Here is a 19,156-nt window from a genome sequence, read left to right on the forward strand (position 1 = left end):
CAACACCGAAGAAGGAAAAACCGGCTGAGGCAGCGTTAAAAACCCAGAAAGCCGGTTTTTCCGTATCGCGCCAGTCCATCAGTTTCTTTCCCTGCATGGCTCTACTCTCCGGGGGGGGAGGAGGAGGGGGTAGCCCGCGCTAAAAACTCTTGCAATCCGTCCGCGGAAGCGGAGAATGCGTTGCCCGCCGCGCAGCGGGTCATACCATGGAATCGGGAACCCTGAAGGGACATCTAGCAATGGGGACGGCGGCCGTCATCTGGGGCCTCATGTCCCCGGTCAGCAAACTGGTCATGCAGCCGGGGGAAGTCAGTTCCGCCTCCCTGGCGACCTTCCGCCTGCTGGGCGCAGCCGTTCTGTTCTGGCTGGCCTCCGCCTTCATTCCTGGGGAAACCGTTGAACGGAAGGACCGGCTGACTTTGTTTTACGCCTCCCTGTTCGGAATCATTTTCAACCAGATGGCGTTCACCGTGGGCGTAGGATTCACATCCCCGGCGGATGCGGCCATCATCACCACCATCACGCCGGTATTGACCATGATTCTGGCGGCCTTCGTCCTCCGGGAAATGATCACGGGGAAAAAAATCCTGGGGGTCTGCGCCAGCGCCATCGGAGCCATTTTGCTGGTTTCCGGCAGCGGAGCGCGTGCGGCAGCCCTGCCGGGAGACGACAACCTGCTGGGGGACATCCTTTGCCTGGCCTCCCAGTGCAGCGTGGCCGTCTACTTCGTCTTCTTTAAAAACCTGATCGGCAGGTATTCGCCCGTCACCCTGATGAAATGGATGTTCACGTATGCAGCAGCCGTCTGCCTGCCCTTCACGTTCAGGGAAGTGACCGCCATCCATTATGCCGCGCTGCCCGTCCAGACGTGGCTGGGCATTGCCTACGTGGTCGCGCTGGCTACCTTTGTCAGCTACATCTGCCTGTCCTTCGCCCAGCAGCGGCTGAAACCCACCGCCGTCAGCATGTACAACTACTGCCAGCCGGTGATCGCCTCATCCGTAGCGGTGCTGTGGGGCATGGACCATTTTGGCTGGATGAAAACCCTCTCCGTCCTGCTGGTCTTTACAGGCGTTCTTCTGGTCACCGGAACCGGAAAAAAGGCCGCTGTCCAGGAACCGTAAGCTATCGGAAACACAGGGAATCGTCTTTCCTCAACTGTCAACTAGCCGTCAGGAATGAATACCACGGTCCTGAGATACGGGATTCAGGCCATCCGCCTGTCCATGCCCTGCTGGAAAACGGACGCCAGGACTCCACATTCCACGGGGAATGAGGCGGGATGCCTTCGGGCAGCGGCTGCACCTGATACGGATGGACCGCATGGACAAATATTTCATGGACAGAATTTCCCGGAGTATAGGCCCTTATTCTTGTGCTTCCTGCTGGACGCGTTGCCGGGAATAAGGGCCTCCCGGCCCTTATAGACTCCGGACGGCACACAGAAAAACAACCATTCCCCTCCTCGAGGTCGGCAAAGTACCCATCCCAGAAACGGCAACTCCCCTTCCCTGGTAAAATCCGCAAATACAAAAAGTATCCCATCCTTCCCTTCCTCTCTTAAATCTACAACGCCACTAAAGCCTCTGACACTCCGTAATCTCCCATACTCCTCCCGGCGTTCATGAAAAAATGTATGGGAAAATACGCCCCGGCAAGGTAGAATACGGTCGTAGTTTCCGTTTTTCCCCTTTCCGGGGAGTCCTGCTTCCCTGCCATGAATCGACTCTTTCTATCCTGGGACAAACCGGCCTGCCGGGCCGTAGCGGAACGCCTGCTTTCTTTGGAAAATGATTTCCACCGGCATCTGGTGCTGGTCCCTACGCGGGAATCCGGCAGGCAGCTGAGGGAATACCTCGCCTCCATTTCCAGCGCCCAGGCCATTTTTGCCCCGCAGGTGATTCCGGCAGACCAGTTCCCCCGGATGGAAGAAAAGGAGGAAACGGCGTCCATTCTGGAAGAACTGGCCGGCTGGCTCCAGGCGCTGGGAACCTCTCCCCACCGCCTTTATCCGCGCCTGTTTCCCCGGAATATGCCGGAGGACTTTTCCAGCATGCTGGAGATGGCAGGCAGCCTGCAAGGCCTGAAGCACGCCATGACGAACCAGGGCATCTCCTGCGGCATGGTTCAGGATTCCTGTGCAGGCCGCGACGAACGCTGGACGGATGTGGACAGACTGGCGGAACACTGCACGGAGCAGCTGAATGGCTGGCGGCTTGAAGACAGGACGGCCATGGAGGCGGTAGCTTCCCCGCACCTGCTGGCTTCCCTGAAGGAAACAAAAGGACACGTCATCCTGGCATGCGTGCCGGACGTTCCCCGCCCCCTGCGCCAGGCGCTTCAACACGCGGAATGCTGCGGCGTCCCCGTCCAGATATGGATACACGCGCCGGAAGAAGAAGCCGACTCCTTTGATGCCTGGGGATGCCCCATTCCGGAATTCTGGTGCCACTGCCCCATACCCATCCGGGACACCCAGATCAGGATCACGGCCAATCCCGCCCGTCTGGCCGGGGAAACCTGCCGCACGATCGCCCGAACGGCGGAAGAAGGAATTCCGGACGTAGCGCTGGGCGTTTGCGACCCGGACATGAACGTGGCCCTGGACGCAAGCCTCCGGGAATACGGCTGGGGACTTCATAATCCGGAAGGAAAGCCTTTTGCCGGGACCGGAGTCATGGACCTGTTCCGCCACCTTCGGCAGGCGCTGGAAGAAAAGGGAGCGGCACGCCCCGTCTTTAGCCTTGCGCGTTCTTCTCTCCTCTGCTCCTCCCTGGGAATAGACAACCAGCAATATTGCTGCGCCGCGCTGGATAAAATCCAGCAAAAGTTCCTTCCGGAATCGGAAGAATACCTGCTTTCCAGGTTGAAGGAATTCCATCCCGGCGCCCTCCCTTCCATCCATGCCATTCTGGCATGGCGGAACCGGATGGCGGAACCCGGCATGCTGGGAGAACGGCTGATGGAATGGTTCCCGGCCCTGGCGGAGGCTTACGGTCCGGACACGGAAGCCATGGAAATGCTCCATTCCTGCCTTTCCGGACTCGTACGCCTGCAGCAGCGCTCCACCGCCTTCTCCAAGTCGGCTACGGCTCTCCAGCTCCTGATGAAATGCCTTCAGCCGCTGCGCGTCAAAAACAGGAGGAAGGCCCATGCGGTGCTGGATTCCCTGGGATGGATGGAAGTCCACTTCCGCCCGGAAAGACACCTCATCCTGACAGGACTAAATGAGGGAACCGTGCCGGAAGGCGGCGTTTCCGACCAGTTCATGCCGGAGGAACTGAGGGAAGCCCTGGGCATCGATTCCTTCAACCGGAAAAAAGCACGGGACAGCTTTCTGCTGACCGCCCTGCTCCACTCCCGGAAACGGGAGGGCAGCCTGACCATCATCCTCTCCCGGACCAGCAGCAAAAACGACCCGCTGACGCCTTCCTCCCTGCTCATGCGCTGTCCGGATGAAGAACTACCGCACCGCGTGGAACAGCTTTTCCGGGAAATCAGCGACCCGCCGGCTCCTCTTCCCTACAGGCGCGGACGCTGGTACCTTCAGCCCGAGGAAGGCTGGAAGGCCGCCACGGACATCGGCACGATGGCGCCTGGCTATAAAAACCCATGGAAGGAGAAGGGGCTGCCTTTTTCCCCCTCCGTCCTCAAAAGATTTCTTGCCTGCCCCATGCGCTTCTGGATGAGGGAAGCCCTGCACATGAATGAGGAAGAATTCCTTCCGGACAAGGAGGACATGGCCGTCAACGAATTGGGAACCATGCTGCACGACGTGCTGGAATGCTTCTGCCGGGAACACGCCGTCCTGAAAGACGGCATGGAGGCCGCCGCCCTTCAGGATACGATCACGGAAGTACTGGAAGAAACTTTCCGGAAGCAATACGGTTCCACTCCCCTCATGCCGTTGCAGCTGCAAAAACGCTCCATGGAGCAGAGGCTTTCCGTTTACGCCGTCCAGCATTTGCAAGACCTTCAGGACGGGTGGTCCTGCATCGCCTTTGAACATCAGGTGGAAGGCTGGTCACTGGACGGATTCCCCATGAAATTCCGCATTGACCGCATTGACCGCCATGAGGACGGGCGCATGCGGGTCATTGACTATAAAACCGGAGCAGCGGCCTCATGTGAGAAAAAGCATCTGGAAACGATCGGGCGTCCGGACGCCTTGTCCCTGCTTTCCCCCGGCCTGCGCCCCTATACCAGGCGCCAGAAAAACGGCAAGCTGGCGCATGCGCGCTGGAAGGACCTGCAACTGCCCGTCTACGTGCTGTGGGCCATGGAAACCTATGGAGGCCACCCTGCAGCAGCCTATTACTCCCTCCCAGCCAACCCGCTGGACATCGGCATCTCCTGTTGGGACACGCTTCATGATCCCCTGCCCGGCTATGAGGAATGCGCGCTGGACAGCGCACGCTCCTGGACGGTGGAACTGATGAAGCTCCTTCATGAAGGCCGCGGCCTTATCACCGCGGAGGAACTGGGGTGGAACCCACCCTCCTATGACGTATTCAAGGACCTCATGGCCTCCCGCCGGGAAAGCCTGCAGGACCTGCTGGGCCTCCATGTTACCCCCCATCTGCCTTTCTGAAATGTCCCGCCTGACCAACATGCTGATCTCCGCATCCGCCGGAACGGGAAAAACCTACCAGCTTTCCCTGCGCTTCCTGGGGCTGCTGGCCCTGAACCACGGCAACCATCCTGAGCGGCTCATCGCCATCACGTTCACCCGGAAAGCGGCCGGGGAGTTCAAGGACCGCATCCTGACGGACCTGGCGGCGGGGGCCACGGATGAGGCGGGAGCGGACCGGCTGAAAGAACAGCTCTGGACGGTTATCCGGGGAACTCCGGAGGAACCCGGCATCTGGCCCGGAGCGACGGAGGCATGGAAAGAGGAGAACCTGCACCGGGAACGTTTTCGCCAGCTGCTCCGCATTCTGGTGCAGAATCTGGCGCGCCTCAACCTCTGCACCATTGACAGCCTGTTTGCCCGGATCGCCTCCACCAGTACCTTTGAACTGGGCGTCAGCGGCTTCAGCATGATTGATACCACGGCGGAAAAACTGGCGCGCCGTGAAGCCCTGCTCTCCTTGTACCGGGAATGCTCCACAGACAAAGAACGGAGGCGGAGTTTTGAAGACGCTTTCCTCTCCGGAGCGGATTCCGACGCAGAAGCCGCAGAGGCGGAGGATTCCATGATGCGGCGGCTCAACACTTACCACGAACTTTTTCTGGATCAGCCGGACGCCGGAACATGGGGAAACCCCGTTACGCTGGGCTTTACGCCGGAAGACCTTTCCCCACCCATTCCTCTGGAACAGTTTGACGCCGTGCTGCGCACGCTGGCGTACCGGGCGCAGGAAGCCCCCGCGCCGGAAGGAAAAAACGGTGCTAAGAATAAGGAATTGTTCCTGCGTTTCCTGAACGGTTTTTCCCGGTACGCCCGGCTGGGCCGCGTGCGCTTCCGCACGGACGGAGGCTTCCCGTGGAACATTACCGTGGAAGAGGCGCGGGAAAAATTCCAGGATTTCTGGTCCCCTGCCCTGGATGAACTCATCCAGAGCTGGCTGAGGATGGAGGTATTGCAGGCGCTGCACCGCACCCGAGCCACGCACGGGCTGATAAGCCTTTTTGAAAGCAACTATTCCTCCCTGGTCCGCAGCAAGGGCAGATTCCTGTTCCACGACGTCACGCGCATGCTGGGGAACGGTGCCATTACGCCGGAACTCAAGCGGGACCTGCAATACCGCATGTACTGCCGCTATGACCACTGGATGCTGGATGAATTCCAGGATACGTCCCAGTCCCAGTGGCACGTCATCAAGCCTTTTCTGGATGACCTGACGGAATCCAAGGCCGGGAACGAAGGCAGCATCTTCGTCGTGGGGGACATCAAGCAGAGCGTGTACCAGTGGCGCGGCGGAGACCCGGAACTTTTCCGCTCCGTTTCCTCCCAGCTTCAGCTGGAAGAGCGTGGCATGTCCACCTCCTACCGTTCCGTCCAGCCCGTGCTGGATTTGGTGAATGACATTTGCGACTATGCCCGTACAGCGCCGGACTGCGAACCTACCGCCCTGGAACAATGGGGGGAATACCCGGAGCACCGGTGCGCTCCCCATCTGGAAAACCGGGCCGGCGTTTCCCAAATCTGGCAGACGCCCAAGGCGGAAGACTTCACGGCCAATGACCTGGTGTGCCAGACGGCGGCCGACATTCTGGAACGCACGGGAGCCCTGCGGCGCGGCCTGGAAACCGCCATTCTGGTCAGCACGAAAAACCAGGCCCTTGCCATCAAGACCTGGCTGGCGGATCACGGCATTCCCGCGGAAGTGTGTGACGACGTTCCGGTAGGCGTGGATTCCCCCCTGGGGAAAAACCTGCTGTACTTTTTCCGCTGGCTACTCATGCCGGGAGATCCTTTCACCGCCGGGCTCCTCACCCACTCCCCCCTTCAGCCCCTCATCACGCCGGAACGTCCGGAAGGCATGGATTGGAAAGGCTGGCGCCTTCTGCTGGAACGGGACGGCTATGCCGCCGTCATGGAGGAACTGGAACGGCGGCTGGCCCGGAGAGGAACGGAACTGACGGAATTCCACCGGGACCGCCTGGCCGTCTGGCAGAATGAGGCGGAACAAGTGGATGAAAAAGGCGTGTCCCTGGATGAATGGATTAAGCACATGGAAGACCTGACCCGCCGGGAAGACCCCGCCGGCGGCATCGTCCGCATCATGACCATTCATAAATCCAAGGGACTCGGGTTTGACATCGTCATTCTGCCCCAGATCGGCAGGGATGCTCCTTTTGCGGATGGAAGGCACCTGACCCACTTTGTCAAAAAGAACCGGGAAGGAGAAATAGAAGGCATCGTACTAGCCCCTTCCAAGCACGTCTACACGAACGTTCCGCAACTCCGGGAACTTTACACGGAATGGCGCGCCCGGCAGCAGTTTGACGGATTCTGCAAGCTGTACGTGGCGCTCACCCGTGCCAAGCGCGCCACCTACGTCATCCTGCCCTACCGGGAGGACAAGGGAGAAATAACTGCGGATTCCATGTGGAAAATCATCCGTTCCGCAGCCCAATCCAGCGGAAAAGGTACGGAAGACACGCTTCCGGAATCCGGAGCGGAATGCCTGTATTCCTGCGGCCAGGCCGGATGGTACGGAGAATTTCCCGAATCCGTACGGGAACGGACGGAGGAAGACATGCCGGAATGGCCCCTACGGCAACCGGTGATCAGGGAACGGCTCTCCCCCTCCGGACTGGCGGCAACGGGAGAAGCGGGCCATGAAGGAGAGCACGCGGCTGACGCGGAATCCGTTGCGTTCGGATCAGCCGTGCACGCCGTCTTTGAACGGATCACCCGCTGGAATGAAGCGCACAAGCCGGAATGGGCCCTTCATCCTGCCACGGAGGCGGAACGCACCGTGGCCGCCTGCATGGAAGAGCCCTCCATCCGGGAGCTCTTCACTCCCCCTGAAAAGGCATGCGTCATGAAGGAACAGCGCATTGAAGCCATTGACGGGAACAACTGGATTTCCGGCGTGATTGACAGGCTGGTCATCCATGACGGAAGCGTCTGCATCGTGGACTTCAAGACGGATCACGCGGATTCTCCGGAACAATTGCGGGAACGCCATTCAAATCAGTTGAACGCCTACGCCCGCATCGTGTCCAGAATCACCGGAATACCGCAGGAGCGCATTACAAGCATCATCGTTTCCACCCATTTGAAAGAAACTATCACCGTCTAAAAACCTGCTTCATGAAGGCCTGGGCCGTGCCGTTCCCCACACTGCTTTCCCAACCCCTCCGTCAGCATGATCATCAAGGCCAGCGCATTCCTGAATTGAAACGTTCCTGCAGAAGACGGCAAGCCGGAAACGAATCATTCTTTTCCAACCCCTCGGAATAGAGGAAACGGCTGAAAAAAAGCTGCCTCACACGAATGCGAGGCAGCCTGGAATAAAAACAGTTGAAATTTCCCGGATCAGGCCCTGCGCCGGCGCAGGCACAGAGAGGCCAGGCCAAGCAGGCTCAGCGTAGCCGTGGCAGGTTCCGGAACCTGCGTCAGGGAAAGGTAATTGAGGGCTGTACGGCCAAAACTGCTGGAACCATCCCCTTGAAGCGTGAGCGTGAGTGTGCCGTCTTCCCCTACCGTGATGTGTTCCACCGTGGAATAAAGTCCTTTGTTGGCGGAAGAGTTAGAGCTGTTTCCAGCATTTCCGGGAGTCAGGACTCCGGAACTGTCTCCCGTCGTCATGGAAAGCTGATTCCACTCTCCGGAGGCGTCCGTTCCAAAATTTGACCATGTCGCATTGGAAGCGTCGGCGCCTCCGATCGTCCAAGTCTGGCTGGCAAAAACATCCTTGCCCGTGAAGCCGCCAAAAATGGCCAGAGAGTATTCCCCGGCGGCAAGACCGGTGAATGTCACCGTAAAGGAACCGGAACCATTCGTCGTTTGTGTTAAAAGCCCATCCCGGAAGCTGTCTCCCAGGGAAAAAGGCAGGCTGCCGCCAAAAGCGTTCTTCCAGCCGTTTTCTTCCCCGGTCGTCTTGGTCGTGGTATGACCGTCATCCCCCACAGGGTATCCGGCAGTGCTCCATCCCAGAGTGACGCTGCCCGGCATCGTGCCCAGAGCATCGGTGGAATGATCGTAATTCATATTGAGAGCTCCGGATGTCGTGGCGTCATCACGCCCGAAATCAATTTGCACAGTCGCCGCCTGCACTGCCAGCAGGGAACTTGAGATCAGAGCTAATGAAAAAAGAGTTTTCTTCATGGCAAGACACAGTAAACCGGATCAATAATCCGGTGAAGGTGCATGCTTTTCAGATTAAAATATATATTATTTATAATAAATATATTACATGTATTCGTTCTCTCATAAATATTTTTCAATACAGGAAAAATAAAAAAGATATGTTATTTAATTTTCAGTATTTTCATTGACACCGGATTATTGATCCGCAAGCCCCCGTATCTTCATCAGTATTCAAGTAAAGAAAAACATTCCTAATCTAACGATTCCTGGGGCCTTCTTTCAGCCTCCCGGTTTTGCCGGAACACGGCCGTTTCAAGAAAACGGCCTCTTCCCAACGAGGCCAATCAACTCTCCGGCACAGCCACCCGGATGCTTTCAATTCCCAGATAACGGGCTATGGAGTAATTGATGAATTCATCCGGATCCCCGCTGCCCATGCGCCACATGACGGAAACATAGGGCGCCAGGGGAACGGGATCATAAGGAGGGACCACAATATTCCTTTTTCCCCGGGCCAATTCATGAAGGATCAACACTTTACGTTCCTCGCACTGGCGGTGAATGCGTGGAAAAGCATCCAGATACCCGGCGCATACCCACAAGGCCGGCCCGGCCGCCGCAGCCAGCAGGCAGGCAGGAATCCAGCGTTTCTGGGTGGAGTCCATCCACACGCCGTACAACCCCAGCATGCCTGTCATCAACAGCACCGTGGCGGAAAACATGGCATGCCACGCGGGAATCACGCGCACAAAAAAGCAGACTGCCATGGCATGAGATACCAGAATGAACAACAGGGAAACACACAAGCGCCTTCCGGAAACTCCCTCCCAGTTTCGCCACCCTCTTTTCCACGTCAATACAAGCAGAACGGCCGCCACCACAGCCAGCAGGACTTTAGGCAGCAGCATGAACTCGTAAAAGGCATTCATCAGTTCCGGAATAGCGCCCAAACGTTCCGCCCAGGTGTGAAGAACGGCAGCGCCTCCCGCCGTTTCCGAATGAAGGCGCACTTCGTTGCCGGGAGCCAGCAGCAGACAGACTGCGCCCAACGCATGGAAACCCCAGCCAATCAGGAACCAACGGGGAAGAAGCACCCCCTTGTAACGCGCATGCAGCCAGTACAGAAACAGCATGCCCAGGGAAGCGGGCGCCTGGTTTTCATTCGTCATGCCGGCGGCAAAACCCAGAATGCCGATCCAAAGCCAGGAAAGGGGCCTGTCCTGAATCCGGGACGTTCCGGCCCACAAGCCGCGGTACAGGCACAGAAATCCCAGCCAGACGGCGGCGGACCAGGCGTAATTCGTTCCGCCGGACAGCCAGAACATCGTGATGCCCGGCCGGGAGGAGGAGGTAAGCAGGAGGAGGGCGCCTACGGAAAACAGCAGGACGTCCCGCCAATCACCCTCATTCACCCTTTTTCCCCGCGCCAGGTAAAACATCATCAGGGCCAGGGCGAGAATCACGAAAGGATTGATTGCCAGGAAAAGCCACTTTCCCGCCGTGGCCGTAAAAATAGCCAGGAATTCCCCCAGGCGCGGATTCCAGTTCATGTACGACCACCAGCACCGTTCCAGTACCGGCTGGAAGGAAAGACGGTGGTCCGCCCCGAATACGGAATGCATGAAACTGTCCCCAGTGAAGGGAGTCCACCAGGTGAGCAGCATGGCGTAAACGAGGAGCGCCAACACCACCGTCCGGAACAGGAACCGCACCGTCAGTGACTGCTTCATGGAATCAAGCCGGAGATGAAAAGCGGCACCGCGTTTAATCCGTCACGGCCTTAAACACCGGGGCAGGAAGCTTATCCGGCTTCTTGCCGAAGAAATCCCCTACGTCCTTGAACGTCACGAACAGGAAGAAACCCATCAGCAGGAAGACAAAGCCGAACTGGACGAATTCCAGCACCTTCACGTTCAGGGGACGCCGGAATACCAGCTCAATGGTGTTCATCACCACATGGCCGCCGTCCACCACCGGAAGAGGCAGGATATTCAGGATAGCCAGGTTCACGTTCAACACCACGGAAAACCACAGGGCCAGCTTCCACCCGTCTTCCAGGGAAAACATCTTGTAAAACTGGTTGGCAATTCCCACGGGGCCGGAGAGGTGCTCCACTCCCACACTGCTGCCGGGAGCCGCCACCTTGGCCAGGGTGTCCCCCATCCATTTCAAGCTCTGTTTAATCTGCGCCCACGGAGTGGGGTGAACAGTGACGTCACGGCCTGCGGAACTCAGGTCCCAGGTCACCCCCAGGATGGGCTGGGCTCCCTGGAGAAGAGAGCCGTCCGCGCCGTTGTGCCAGTTTTCCGGAAGCCTCCCCTGGAGGCTCACCTGCCTGGCGCCCCCGTCAGCGCCCGTCACGTCCAGAAGAAGGGGTTCATTCTTCTTTAACAGGACATCCAGCGCCGCAGGGCTCCAGATGCGTGCTCCATTGGCGGCCGTCACCACATCGCCCGGCTTCAATCCGGCCAGGGCCGCCGGAGAATTGGGAAGCACCTCCCCGATGACGCAGGGCATGGCCTGCATCAGCCCCACCTGGCGCATGCCGGAACGCTGCCACCAGGATGTTTCCGGAATACGGAAACCGCAGGGAATATCCATTTCTCCTTCATGCCCGGGCCTCTGCACGGTAAAAACAATTTTATCATGCTCGCCCAGCATGATCAGCTCCCGTACGCCCTCCATATTGCCCGCCCATTTATTCACGGAGCGGCCGTCCACCTTCACAATCCTGTCACCGGGCAGGATGCCGCATTGAGCCGCGGGGCTGTCCGGAGCGACGAAGCCAACGGTCGTCACCGCCATTTCCACATCCGGCTTGCCTACCAGCCAGACGGCTACGGCAAAAAACACGGCCAGCAGGAAAGAGGAAATGGGACCGGCGGCGGCCACAATGATCTTGTCCAGGGGAGTCACGGGCTTTAAATCCTTGGGAAGCTCCACTTCCCCTTCTATGGCTTCCATCGGAGCCATCTGCGGCAGGGAAACGAAGCCCCCGGCGGGAATCCAGCCCAATCCCCACTGCACGCCGTTAATGGTCTTTTTCCAAATGGGACGGCCAAACCAGATCTGGAACCTGTCCACATACAAGCCGCGCCAACGGGCGGCGAAAAAGTGGCCCAGTTCATGAACGAAGATCATGAAATTAAACAACAGCACCACGCCAAAAATGATGCCGATGGTAGTAAGAACGGAAAGAATGTTATCCATGGTAATGATTGGGAAGAAGTTTATATCAACACGACCTGACGCTCAAGCTTCGACCGTGCCATATGGAAAACAGGCAAGTCCGTCTGCCGGCGGCTCAAGGCTGTTTTACACCGGTCTTGCGGGGAAGCGGCCCTCCAAGCCCGATCTTGCAGTCTACGGGAACAATCGCCGTTTCCACATTGGTCTTGTACCTTAAACGTACCCGCACCTTCTTCCAATCCGCGGCGTTCCCGATGGTGAACATCTGGTCCCAGGACCGCTCCGTCCCTTCGGGATTAAACAAACTTCCACTCCCGGAAGAACAGACGTTTTTCAAAGGGATTCCCTGTTCATCCACCAGTTCAAAACAATCCAGCTCAAACGGAGTTCCCTCCACTTCCAGAGAAATCCTCATCCCTTTATCACCCCTTAAATCCTTTATGATCAACCGGCAGAATGGAATATCCCCGGCTTCTGACACGTCAATACCGTCTCCTCCTGAGGGAGGGGCTCCCGGCACGGGAATTTGCAGTTCAGCCCCCTTCTCCAAGGGCAATTCATACACGGGACTTTCCCGTATGGTCGCCACAGGTATGCGCAGCGTTCCATGGATACGCAGCCATGTCGCGCCAGGAGAAGCGGATTCAGCTCCCTTCCCCTGGAGCAGAAGGGAGGTCACTCCCTCCCTCAGGGAAAACGACGGCAGCCACGTCAAATCAAACGCGACCGGAGACAAAACGCGCCCCGTGGAATCCTCCACTTCCAGCGTCTGTTTTCGCATATCGGCCGCACCTCCGAAAACAGCAGGTTTATTTACTGACAGCTCAACATCAAACAACATTCGTGCAGGATTAATCTTTTCCTCCTCCCGGTTTTCGTTTTCAATCCTCAAGCGGATCAATTCCGCCATAATACCCCGGTTGGTATTCCCATTGATCCTCTCGCAAACGGAAAAGGACGTACCGGCGGACCTGGAAGCAGACTTGGCGACTCTGACATTTTCCTTCATGAAGCAACCTGCCAGTGAAACCTTCCCGTCCATCACAGCCTTGCACTTCTTCAAGCCCTGTGAATACCTGATCCATGCATGAAGCTCCCCATCCTTCACCTTCTCTATCTCCCAAGACCTGCTCTGCTTTCCCCCCCCCCAATCTCTCACAATCACCGGATCACCATCCTTTGTTTTCAATTCAATGTTACGGATGCCCACGGGAGCCTTCGTCTTCACTTCAAGCTCCAACACCTTCTTACCTTCCCCACCACTATCTTCAGCATAGGAAACGTCCCTGTATTCCGTCACCACCAGCACAGCCTCTACATCCTCCGGGGAGCCGTCCTTCCCCAGAGTCGCTTCTTTCAACACAAGAGGCACGGAAAACCCTTTAAGAATCTTTACTACAGCAGGTTCCGTCACAGCTTCCCGCTTGGAAACAACAAACGGAACTTCCCCCTTTACCCTCACCCATTGTGATCCGGCGGCGGGCAGCCAGCCGAGCGGAGATAAGTACACACGGTTTGTTTCCTGGTCAACCACCCAGGATTGGAAGTGCACTTTCGCGGCTTTTCGACCCACGGAGTCTTCCACCGTCACACAGGCAGCAGTATCTTCACACCAGTCAATATTCCAGCCGGGAATTCCGTGCCCGACTCCGTTTACCCTGATCATCCATTCCCCATTTTCCATCAAAGTTTTTTTCTGCAATTCCAGATTTTCCACATCCAGAACATAGTCAGGTGGTGACAGTTCATCATCAACCGGAGAGGAACACAAACCGGAAAAACCGGTCAGGGCAGACAATAACAGCAGCGCGGAATTTTTCATCACAGGATATGTTGAAGATAAAAATTAAAAAAACGTAATACAAATAGCAACAATATACTTTATCAAGGAGGAAGCCGCGGTTTTCCAGAATCCTCAGGCAGTCCGGAACTTTGAAGCAAAAGCCACCAAAATCATTCAATCTTAATGTATTACATCTGCTTTACAGCAGAAGGCCTCCAAGTCCGATCTTGCAATCCACGGGCACATCCACCGTTTCCATATTGGCCTTGTATTTGAGCCGCACCCGAAGTTTCTCCATGCCGCCAGTATTCCCGATTTTAAAAACCTGATGCCAGGAGTATTCCTGACGATGAAGACTGAATGAGGATCCGGCTCCGGCAGACTCGATGTTTTTCAGGGGAACACCGTTGCCGTCCACCACTTCGAAACACTCCAGGTCAAACGGCACGCCCTCCACTTCCAGGGCAACTGTTACCTGCACGCCTCCATGTTCCTTCTCTTCCACGTTTTTCAAACTCAACTGGCAGGTAGGGATATCTCCTACAACCGCTACATCATGGCTATCCTCACCGGCATCAGCCATCCCCGGCACGGGAATCAGCAATTCAGCCTTTGGCCGCAACGGCAATTCATAAACGGGGCTATTCCGCAGAATGGCCACAGGCACACGCAAGGTTCCTTTGACACGTAGCCATTCCGCTCCCGGGGAAGCCAATCCATGACATTCGCCGGAAAGTCTGCTCCATGTCATGCCCTCCTCTCCGGTCCGGGAAGACAGCCATGCCAGGTCAAACACGGCCGGGGGCATGACATGACCCATGGAATCAATTATTTCCAAATTTTGTTCCCTCATATCGGGATGACTTCCAAAAACAGCAGGCGCCTTTACTGCCAGATCAAGATCCATCCATATGGAATCAGCACCGGAAGCCAACGCATCCCGGTTTCCAACACTTAAAAGGGACAGCCCTGCCGAAACCCTTTTTCCATCCTTGTTCACCATATCGGAAAAAGGCTTGGCGGCATCATCCGTAACTGGCGTTCTTTGAGCGGGAGACTCGCATTTGTCATTGAATTCCGAGCCATCCTTCCCCTCAAAAAATCCGGACAGAGATGCTTTATGGTCAATTGAAATCCTATGACGCCGCAGGTCCTGAGAGTATCTGACCGACACTTGCAATTCCCCCTCCTCCACAGGATCAATAGCCCATGTCCGGATCACCATGTTGGGCCCCCAGCTCACCGGCTCCGGCTGTTCCGGGAGTATTTCGTCACGGTTTATATCAAAATCCATCAAAAAATCAATAATCCTGCCAAACCCCAACATTTCTCTTATACCTGGAACACTCTCCCCCGTCATTACCGGCATTCCTTCCAATGTCTGCAATTCAAAATCACAAATGCCTACCGGCACATCCGATACTAATTTCAGAATCAATTTCTTTCTTTCCCGCCCCTTTCTGGAATACTCGTCGCCACAGTAATCCTCCACCACCAGCTCCGCCTTCACCTCCTCCGCCCGGCCATCCTTTCCCATTCCCGCATCTTTAAGCACCAGAGGTACGGAAGCACCTTTTACAAGCTTTACCTTCACGGGCTCCGTCACAGCCTCCCGACAGGAAATGACAACCGGAACCTCCCCCTTCACGTCCACCCACTGTGCCTTGGCGGACGGCAGCCATCCCCGGGTATCCATACGCCCGAAAATCCTGCTCTCAAGATCCAGAACCATACACTTCACCTCAGGGGCCTTCCGGCCCTCGGAATCCTTCAGGGTCACATGGACAGGCTCATCATGGCAGCAATAAATCTCCCAACCGGGTGCCTGCGGCACCAGCCATCCCAGCAGCATGTTCCACTTTTGCTTTTGATCCTCCGGGCGGCGTTCCCCCTTCAAAACCATCTGCTTCAACTCCATGCGCAATGGAGGCGGTGCAATTTCTTCCCCGGGAGGAAGGGCACCCAAACTGGAAAAACCGGAAGCAAGAGACAGCAGCAATAACAAAAAAGGAATTCTCATGAGAGGAAAAACAATACGATAATTCATCAACAACATTTAATCAACAATACAATAAAGCATATATTATCCAGGACACGATACATCACTTTTTCATTATCTGAAGCGTCCCAGATCCCAATAGCCACCCCCTCATGCTGGACTAAGGTTTCTTTACGGGAACCGCCGCAGGCAGGGGGCCTCCCAGGCCAACCATGAAATCCACGGGCACGTTCACCGGTTCCTTATGGGCCTTATACTTCAGGATAACCCGGAGTTTTTCCGTTCCCGAGGCGTTCCTGATCTTAAAATTCTGATCCCACCACCATTTGTTTTTTTTCGATTGAAGCAAGAGACGGATTGGGAAAGATTCAACATCCTTCAAAGGTATTCCGTTTCCATCCACCAATTCAAAACAATCCAGGTCAACCGGCCTCCCCTCCATTTCCAGGGAAACCATCACATGGATATCTCCGTTTTCCTGTTCTTCCACATCTTTCACACTCAACAGACAGGCAGGCAGGGCTCCGGAAGCTGTCACATCATGGCCGTTCTTATCGGCATCAGGCATTCCCGGCACGGATATTTGCAATTCAGCCTTTTTCCGCAACGGCAATTCATAGACGCGGCTATCTTGAACGACAGCTACAGGCACGCGCAAAGTACCTTTGACACGCAGCCATTCTGCTTCGGAAGAGGCCGGTTTCGGCCCCTCTCCGCTAACGAAAACCAAATCCGTTCCTTTCTCTGTAGGCCGGACACTCAGCCGTGCCAAATCAAACACGGCTGGCTCCAGAACATGCCCCATGGAATCCGTCACTTCCAGACTCTGTTCCCTCATATCCGCACTCTCTTCGAAAACAGCAGGCCTTTTTACTTCCAGCTTTACCTTAAACCTGATCCGTGCAGGTCCGGAACCATCCCACGGCATAGCGCCGCTTTCAATACTCATGCCGGCCAGTTTCGCCATAACGGATTCCCCTCCCTTTACTGCCGGAACAGTGCCCCCGGGAGAAAGTCCCGACGGAATAGCGCGGGCAGAATGCACCGCTTCACAGGGCTTCACTCCATCATGTGGATCACAACCGTCTCCGCCGCAGGAAAAACCGGCCAGTGACACCTTGTCATCAATTACAGCACTGTACCGTTGTAAATTCTGTGAATACCTGACTGAAACCTGAAGTTTTTCATCCTTTACAGGATTCATCACCCATATCCTGTCCATCATTCCCATATCATACTCATTCGTCGCACCTACGGGTATGCCGTCCATGGTCTGCAGCTTAACACCGCGAATACCTGCAGGCCCGGGCGCCTCTACTCTAAGACCCAGCATCTTTTTACTCTGTACCCCGCTTTTCCAGCTTGATCCGACGTTCGTAACCTCTTCCACCGTCAAAGTTGCCTTCACGTCCTCTGCCCCGCCGTCCTTCCCAATACCAGCGCTTTTCAATACTACAGGAACGGAAGCACCCTTCTCAAGTTTCACCGTCACGGGATCCGTCACAGCCTCCTGGCGGGATACGACAAACGGAATCTCTCCTTTCACTCTTATCCACTGCACGCCAGGCGCCGGAAGCCAACTTCCGGGACTCACTCGCAAGACCTTCTTACGGACATTAGCCCGGAAATGGGAACGTGCATCCCAAACCTTGCCTCCCGCAGAATCCTCCATGACCACCCGGGCTGATCCATTTTCACACCAGTCAATCCTCCAGCCCGGTGTTTCAAACACCTCCCACCTTAGCATCATATTCCACTTTCTCCTCAATCCTTCATCCTGGGGAAAAAATATCCACTTATTGTGGGAAACCTTCACTGACAGCCCCACATGCGGACTCTCCTTCATTTCCAGCGTTCTTATCGCCAGCTGTAAAGGAGGCAAAGAAGCATTTTCTTCCCTCACGGAAGAACACAAGCCAAAGCCGCAAGCCACGCCAACCAATGACAACAGAGAGAGAAACTTCATCATAGGATATGTTGGAGTGTTAGCACAAATACTTTGAAACACAAGAAGAAATAACATTTTCCATAAAACAAGACACCGGACACATAAGAAAAAAATGAGCTCAAATCTTCCTCGCTCAGCACCCCAATAAATAAAAAATCTCATGGAGGGCAATCATGAAATTAAACGCCATCATCAGACATGGAACATCATGAAAACGATTGTAAAGGGAACATACGTGAAAAATAATTATAAAATAATTTTGTTCAATCCACTTTGATTGCAGAATTATTGATGATAATTCCGGACAATAACAAAAAAGGCAATAACAGCCCGGAAATGGCAATCTTCATCAAACAGCCTTCCCCTTTTCCTGGCTGTCAGTCTGAACAAGGCATCCAATAAGGGGCCGCGGCCCAAAAGATATCCGAATTCCCGCCTTTTTCCGGTACAGGCAAACATCAACGGAAGCAACACTTCTCCCGGAGAATGAAAAGCTGATGAAAAAGATGGATGTACCGGACACCGCCGGACAGGTATCCGGAATCACTGCCCGGTTCCACCATGAACATCTGCAACCATCTCCGCCATATAAACAAAAACAGCCCCGGAAGATGATCTTCCGGGGCTGTTTTTGTTAATGTTTACTGTACAGATGACTCTGCTGCGTCTTAGGCGCGGAGAGCGGCACCATCCTTGGCTTCAATGGCCTTCTTGGCTTGCGCGAAGATGGCGTCAAAAGCCTTTTCGTCAGAGACGGCCAGATCGGCAAGAACCTTGCGGTCCAGGTCGACGTTGGCGGCTTTCAGGCCTTCCATAAAGCGGGAATAGGTCAGACCGCGGTCGCGGACGGCAGCGGAAATACGGGCGATCCAGAGACGGCGGAATTGTCCCTTCCGGCGCTTGCGGTCGCGGTATTCATACTGCCAAGCCTTGTAAACGGCATCCTTGGCGTAACGGAAGAGTTTGCTGCGGAATCCGCGGAAACCCTTGGCACGCAAGAGGATGCGCTTACGGCGCTTGCGAGAGGCCGGTCCATTAGTGGCACGTGGCATAGCTTATTTCTATTTCTATCTTGAACAGACTGTTCTTCCTCACCTCCCTGCAGTCTCGCCTGTTCTTATCTTCTCATCGGAAGAAGGCTGCATGAAGGCCCCCCGTTCAGCGGGGGGAAAGCTCGGCGTTGGTCGAGCGTTTTCGCGGTTTAGGCGAAAGGCAGGTTCTGCTTGACTGCCCAGACTTGCGTTTCGTCCACCAGAGCCACCTTGCCAAGCTGACGCTTGCGCTTGCTGGATTTCTTCTGGAGGATGTGGCGCTTACCCTGTTTACGGCGCAGTACCTTGCCCGTGCCGGTAACCTTGAAACGCTTGGCGACTGCCTTGCGAGTTTTATTGATACCACCTTTGCGGGTCATGGTGGAAGGAGTATAGGCACCAATCTGCCCTTGGCAAGTGGAAAATAGCTCTGACGTCATTT

Annotated in this window: 11 protein-coding genes; 3 read left to right on the top strand and 8 right to left on the bottom strand. The window is 55.7% G+C overall.

Annotated features, from left to right (window positions below; translation table 11 throughout):
* Nucleotides 1-206 precede the first annotated feature (206 nt).
* The 3 genes from LIO64_RS08860 to LIO64_RS08870 all read left to right on the top strand — a co-directional run bounded on the left by LIO64_RS08860 (nucleotide 207) and on the right by LIO64_RS08870 (nucleotide 7,754).
* Nucleotides 207-1,124, top strand: coding sequence for a DMT family transporter (locus tag LIO64_RS08860; RefSeq protein WP_290549081.1), 918 nt, complete (start codon nucleotides 207-209; stop codon nucleotides 1,122-1,124).
* Nucleotides 1,125-1,717: 593 nt separating this feature from the next.
* A complete protein-coding gene (locus LIO64_RS08865; protein ID WP_290549082.1) occupies nucleotides 1,718-4,591 on the top strand; it encodes a PD-(D/E)XK nuclease family protein in 2,874 nt (957 codons plus the stop codon).
* Nucleotides 4,566-7,754 (top strand): UvrD-helicase domain-containing protein, encoded by a 3,189-nt coding sequence (locus tag LIO64_RS08870; protein WP_290549083.1) that lies wholly within the window; start codon nucleotides 4,566-4,568, stop codon nucleotides 7,752-7,754. Before LIO64_RS08865 ends, LIO64_RS08870 begins: the two co-directional genes overlap by 26 nt.
* 236 nt (nucleotides 7,755-7,990) lie before the next feature.
* Here LIO64_RS08870 and LIO64_RS08875 read toward each other — a convergent pair whose 3' ends face one another.
* From LIO64_RS08875 to rpmI, 8 genes are all read right to left on the bottom strand, one after another.
* Nucleotides 7,991-8,782: a PEP-CTERM sorting domain-containing protein gene (locus LIO64_RS08875; protein WP_290549084.1), complete on the bottom strand. Its 792-nt coding sequence runs from the start codon at nucleotides 8,780-8,782 to the stop codon at nucleotides 7,991-7,993.
* 326 nt (nucleotides 8,783-9,108) lie between these two features.
* Nucleotides 9,109-10,494: a DUF6056 family protein gene (locus tag LIO64_RS08880; protein WP_290549085.1), complete on the bottom strand. Its 1,386-nt coding sequence runs from the start codon at nucleotides 10,492-10,494 to the stop codon at nucleotides 9,109-9,111.
* Nucleotides 10,495-10,528: 34 nt separating this feature from the next.
* Nucleotides 10,529-11,974: an RIP metalloprotease RseP gene (rseP, locus tag LIO64_RS08885; RefSeq protein WP_290549086.1), complete on the bottom strand. Its 1,446-nt coding sequence runs from the start codon at nucleotides 11,972-11,974 to the stop codon at nucleotides 10,529-10,531.
* Between the two features lie 94 nt (nucleotides 11,975-12,068).
* Entirely contained in the window at nucleotides 12,069-13,775 is a 1,707-nt protein-coding gene (locus LIO64_RS08890; protein ID WP_290549087.1) for a hypothetical protein, read from the bottom strand.
* 160 nt (nucleotides 13,776-13,935) lie between these two features.
* On the bottom strand, nucleotides 13,936-15,246 hold the full coding sequence (locus LIO64_RS08895; RefSeq protein ID WP_290549088.1) for a hypothetical protein: 1,311 nt from the start codon (nucleotides 15,244-15,246) through the stop codon (nucleotides 13,936-13,938).
* Nucleotides 15,247-15,895: 649 nt separating this feature from the next.
* Nucleotides 15,896-17,845, bottom strand: coding sequence for a hypothetical protein (locus LIO64_RS08900; RefSeq protein WP_290549089.1), 1,950 nt, complete (start codon nucleotides 17,843-17,845; stop codon nucleotides 15,896-15,898).
* A 506-nt stretch (nucleotides 17,846-18,351) separates the two neighbouring features.
* Entirely contained in the window at nucleotides 18,352-18,735 is a 384-nt protein-coding gene (rplT, locus tag LIO64_RS08905) for a 50S ribosomal protein L20 (RefSeq protein WP_022396602.1), read from the bottom strand.
* A gap of 149 nt (nucleotides 18,736-18,884) precedes the next feature.
* The gene (gene rpmI / locus LIO64_RS08910; protein WP_012420592.1) at nucleotides 18,885-19,094 is read right to left on the bottom strand and encodes a 50S ribosomal protein L35; all 210 of its coding nucleotides are present in this window, start codon (nucleotides 19,092-19,094) and stop codon (nucleotides 18,885-18,887) included.
* Nucleotides 19,095-19,156: the final 62 nt, after the last annotated feature.

Source organism: Akkermansia sp. (assembly GCF_020860705.1).
Classification (GTDB): Bacteria; Verrucomicrobiota; Verrucomicrobiia; order Verrucomicrobiales; family Akkermansiaceae; genus Akkermansia.

Coding starts and splice junctions, on each gene's coding strand:
- LIO64_RS08860 (WP_290549081.1), top strand. CDS start 207: ATGGAATCGGGAACCCTGAAGGGACATCTAGCAATGGGGACGGCGGCC.
- LIO64_RS08865 (WP_290549082.1), top strand. CDS start 1,718: ATGAATCGACTCTTTCTATCCTGGGACAAACCGGCCTGCCGGGCCGTA.
- LIO64_RS08870 (WP_290549083.1), top strand. CDS start 4,566: ATGTTACCCCCCATCTGCCTTTCTGAAATGTCCCGCCTGACCAACATG.
- LIO64_RS08875 (WP_290549084.1), bottom strand. CDS start 8,782: ATGAAGAAAACTCTTTTTTCATTAGCTCTGATCTCAAGTTCCCTGCTG.
- LIO64_RS08880 (WP_290549085.1), bottom strand. CDS start 10,494: ATGAAGCAGTCACTGACGGTGCGGTTCCTGTTCCGGACGGTGGTGTTG.
- rseP (WP_290549086.1), bottom strand. CDS start 11,974: ATGGATAACATTCTTTCCGTTCTTACTACCATCGGCATCATTTTTGGC.
- LIO64_RS08890 (WP_290549087.1), bottom strand. CDS start 13,775: ATGAAAAATTCCGCGCTGCTGTTATTGTCTGCCCTGACCGGTTTTTCC.
- LIO64_RS08900 (WP_290549089.1), bottom strand. CDS start 17,845: ATGAGATTTTTTATTTATTGGGGTGCTGAGCGAGGAAGATTTGAGCTC.
- rplT (WP_022396602.1), bottom strand. CDS start 18,735: ATGCCACGTGCCACTAATGGACCGGCCTCTCGCAAGCGCCGTAAGCGC.
- rpmI (WP_012420592.1), bottom strand. CDS start 19,094: ATGACCCGCAAAGGTGGTATCAATAAAACTCGCAAGGCAGTCGCCAAG.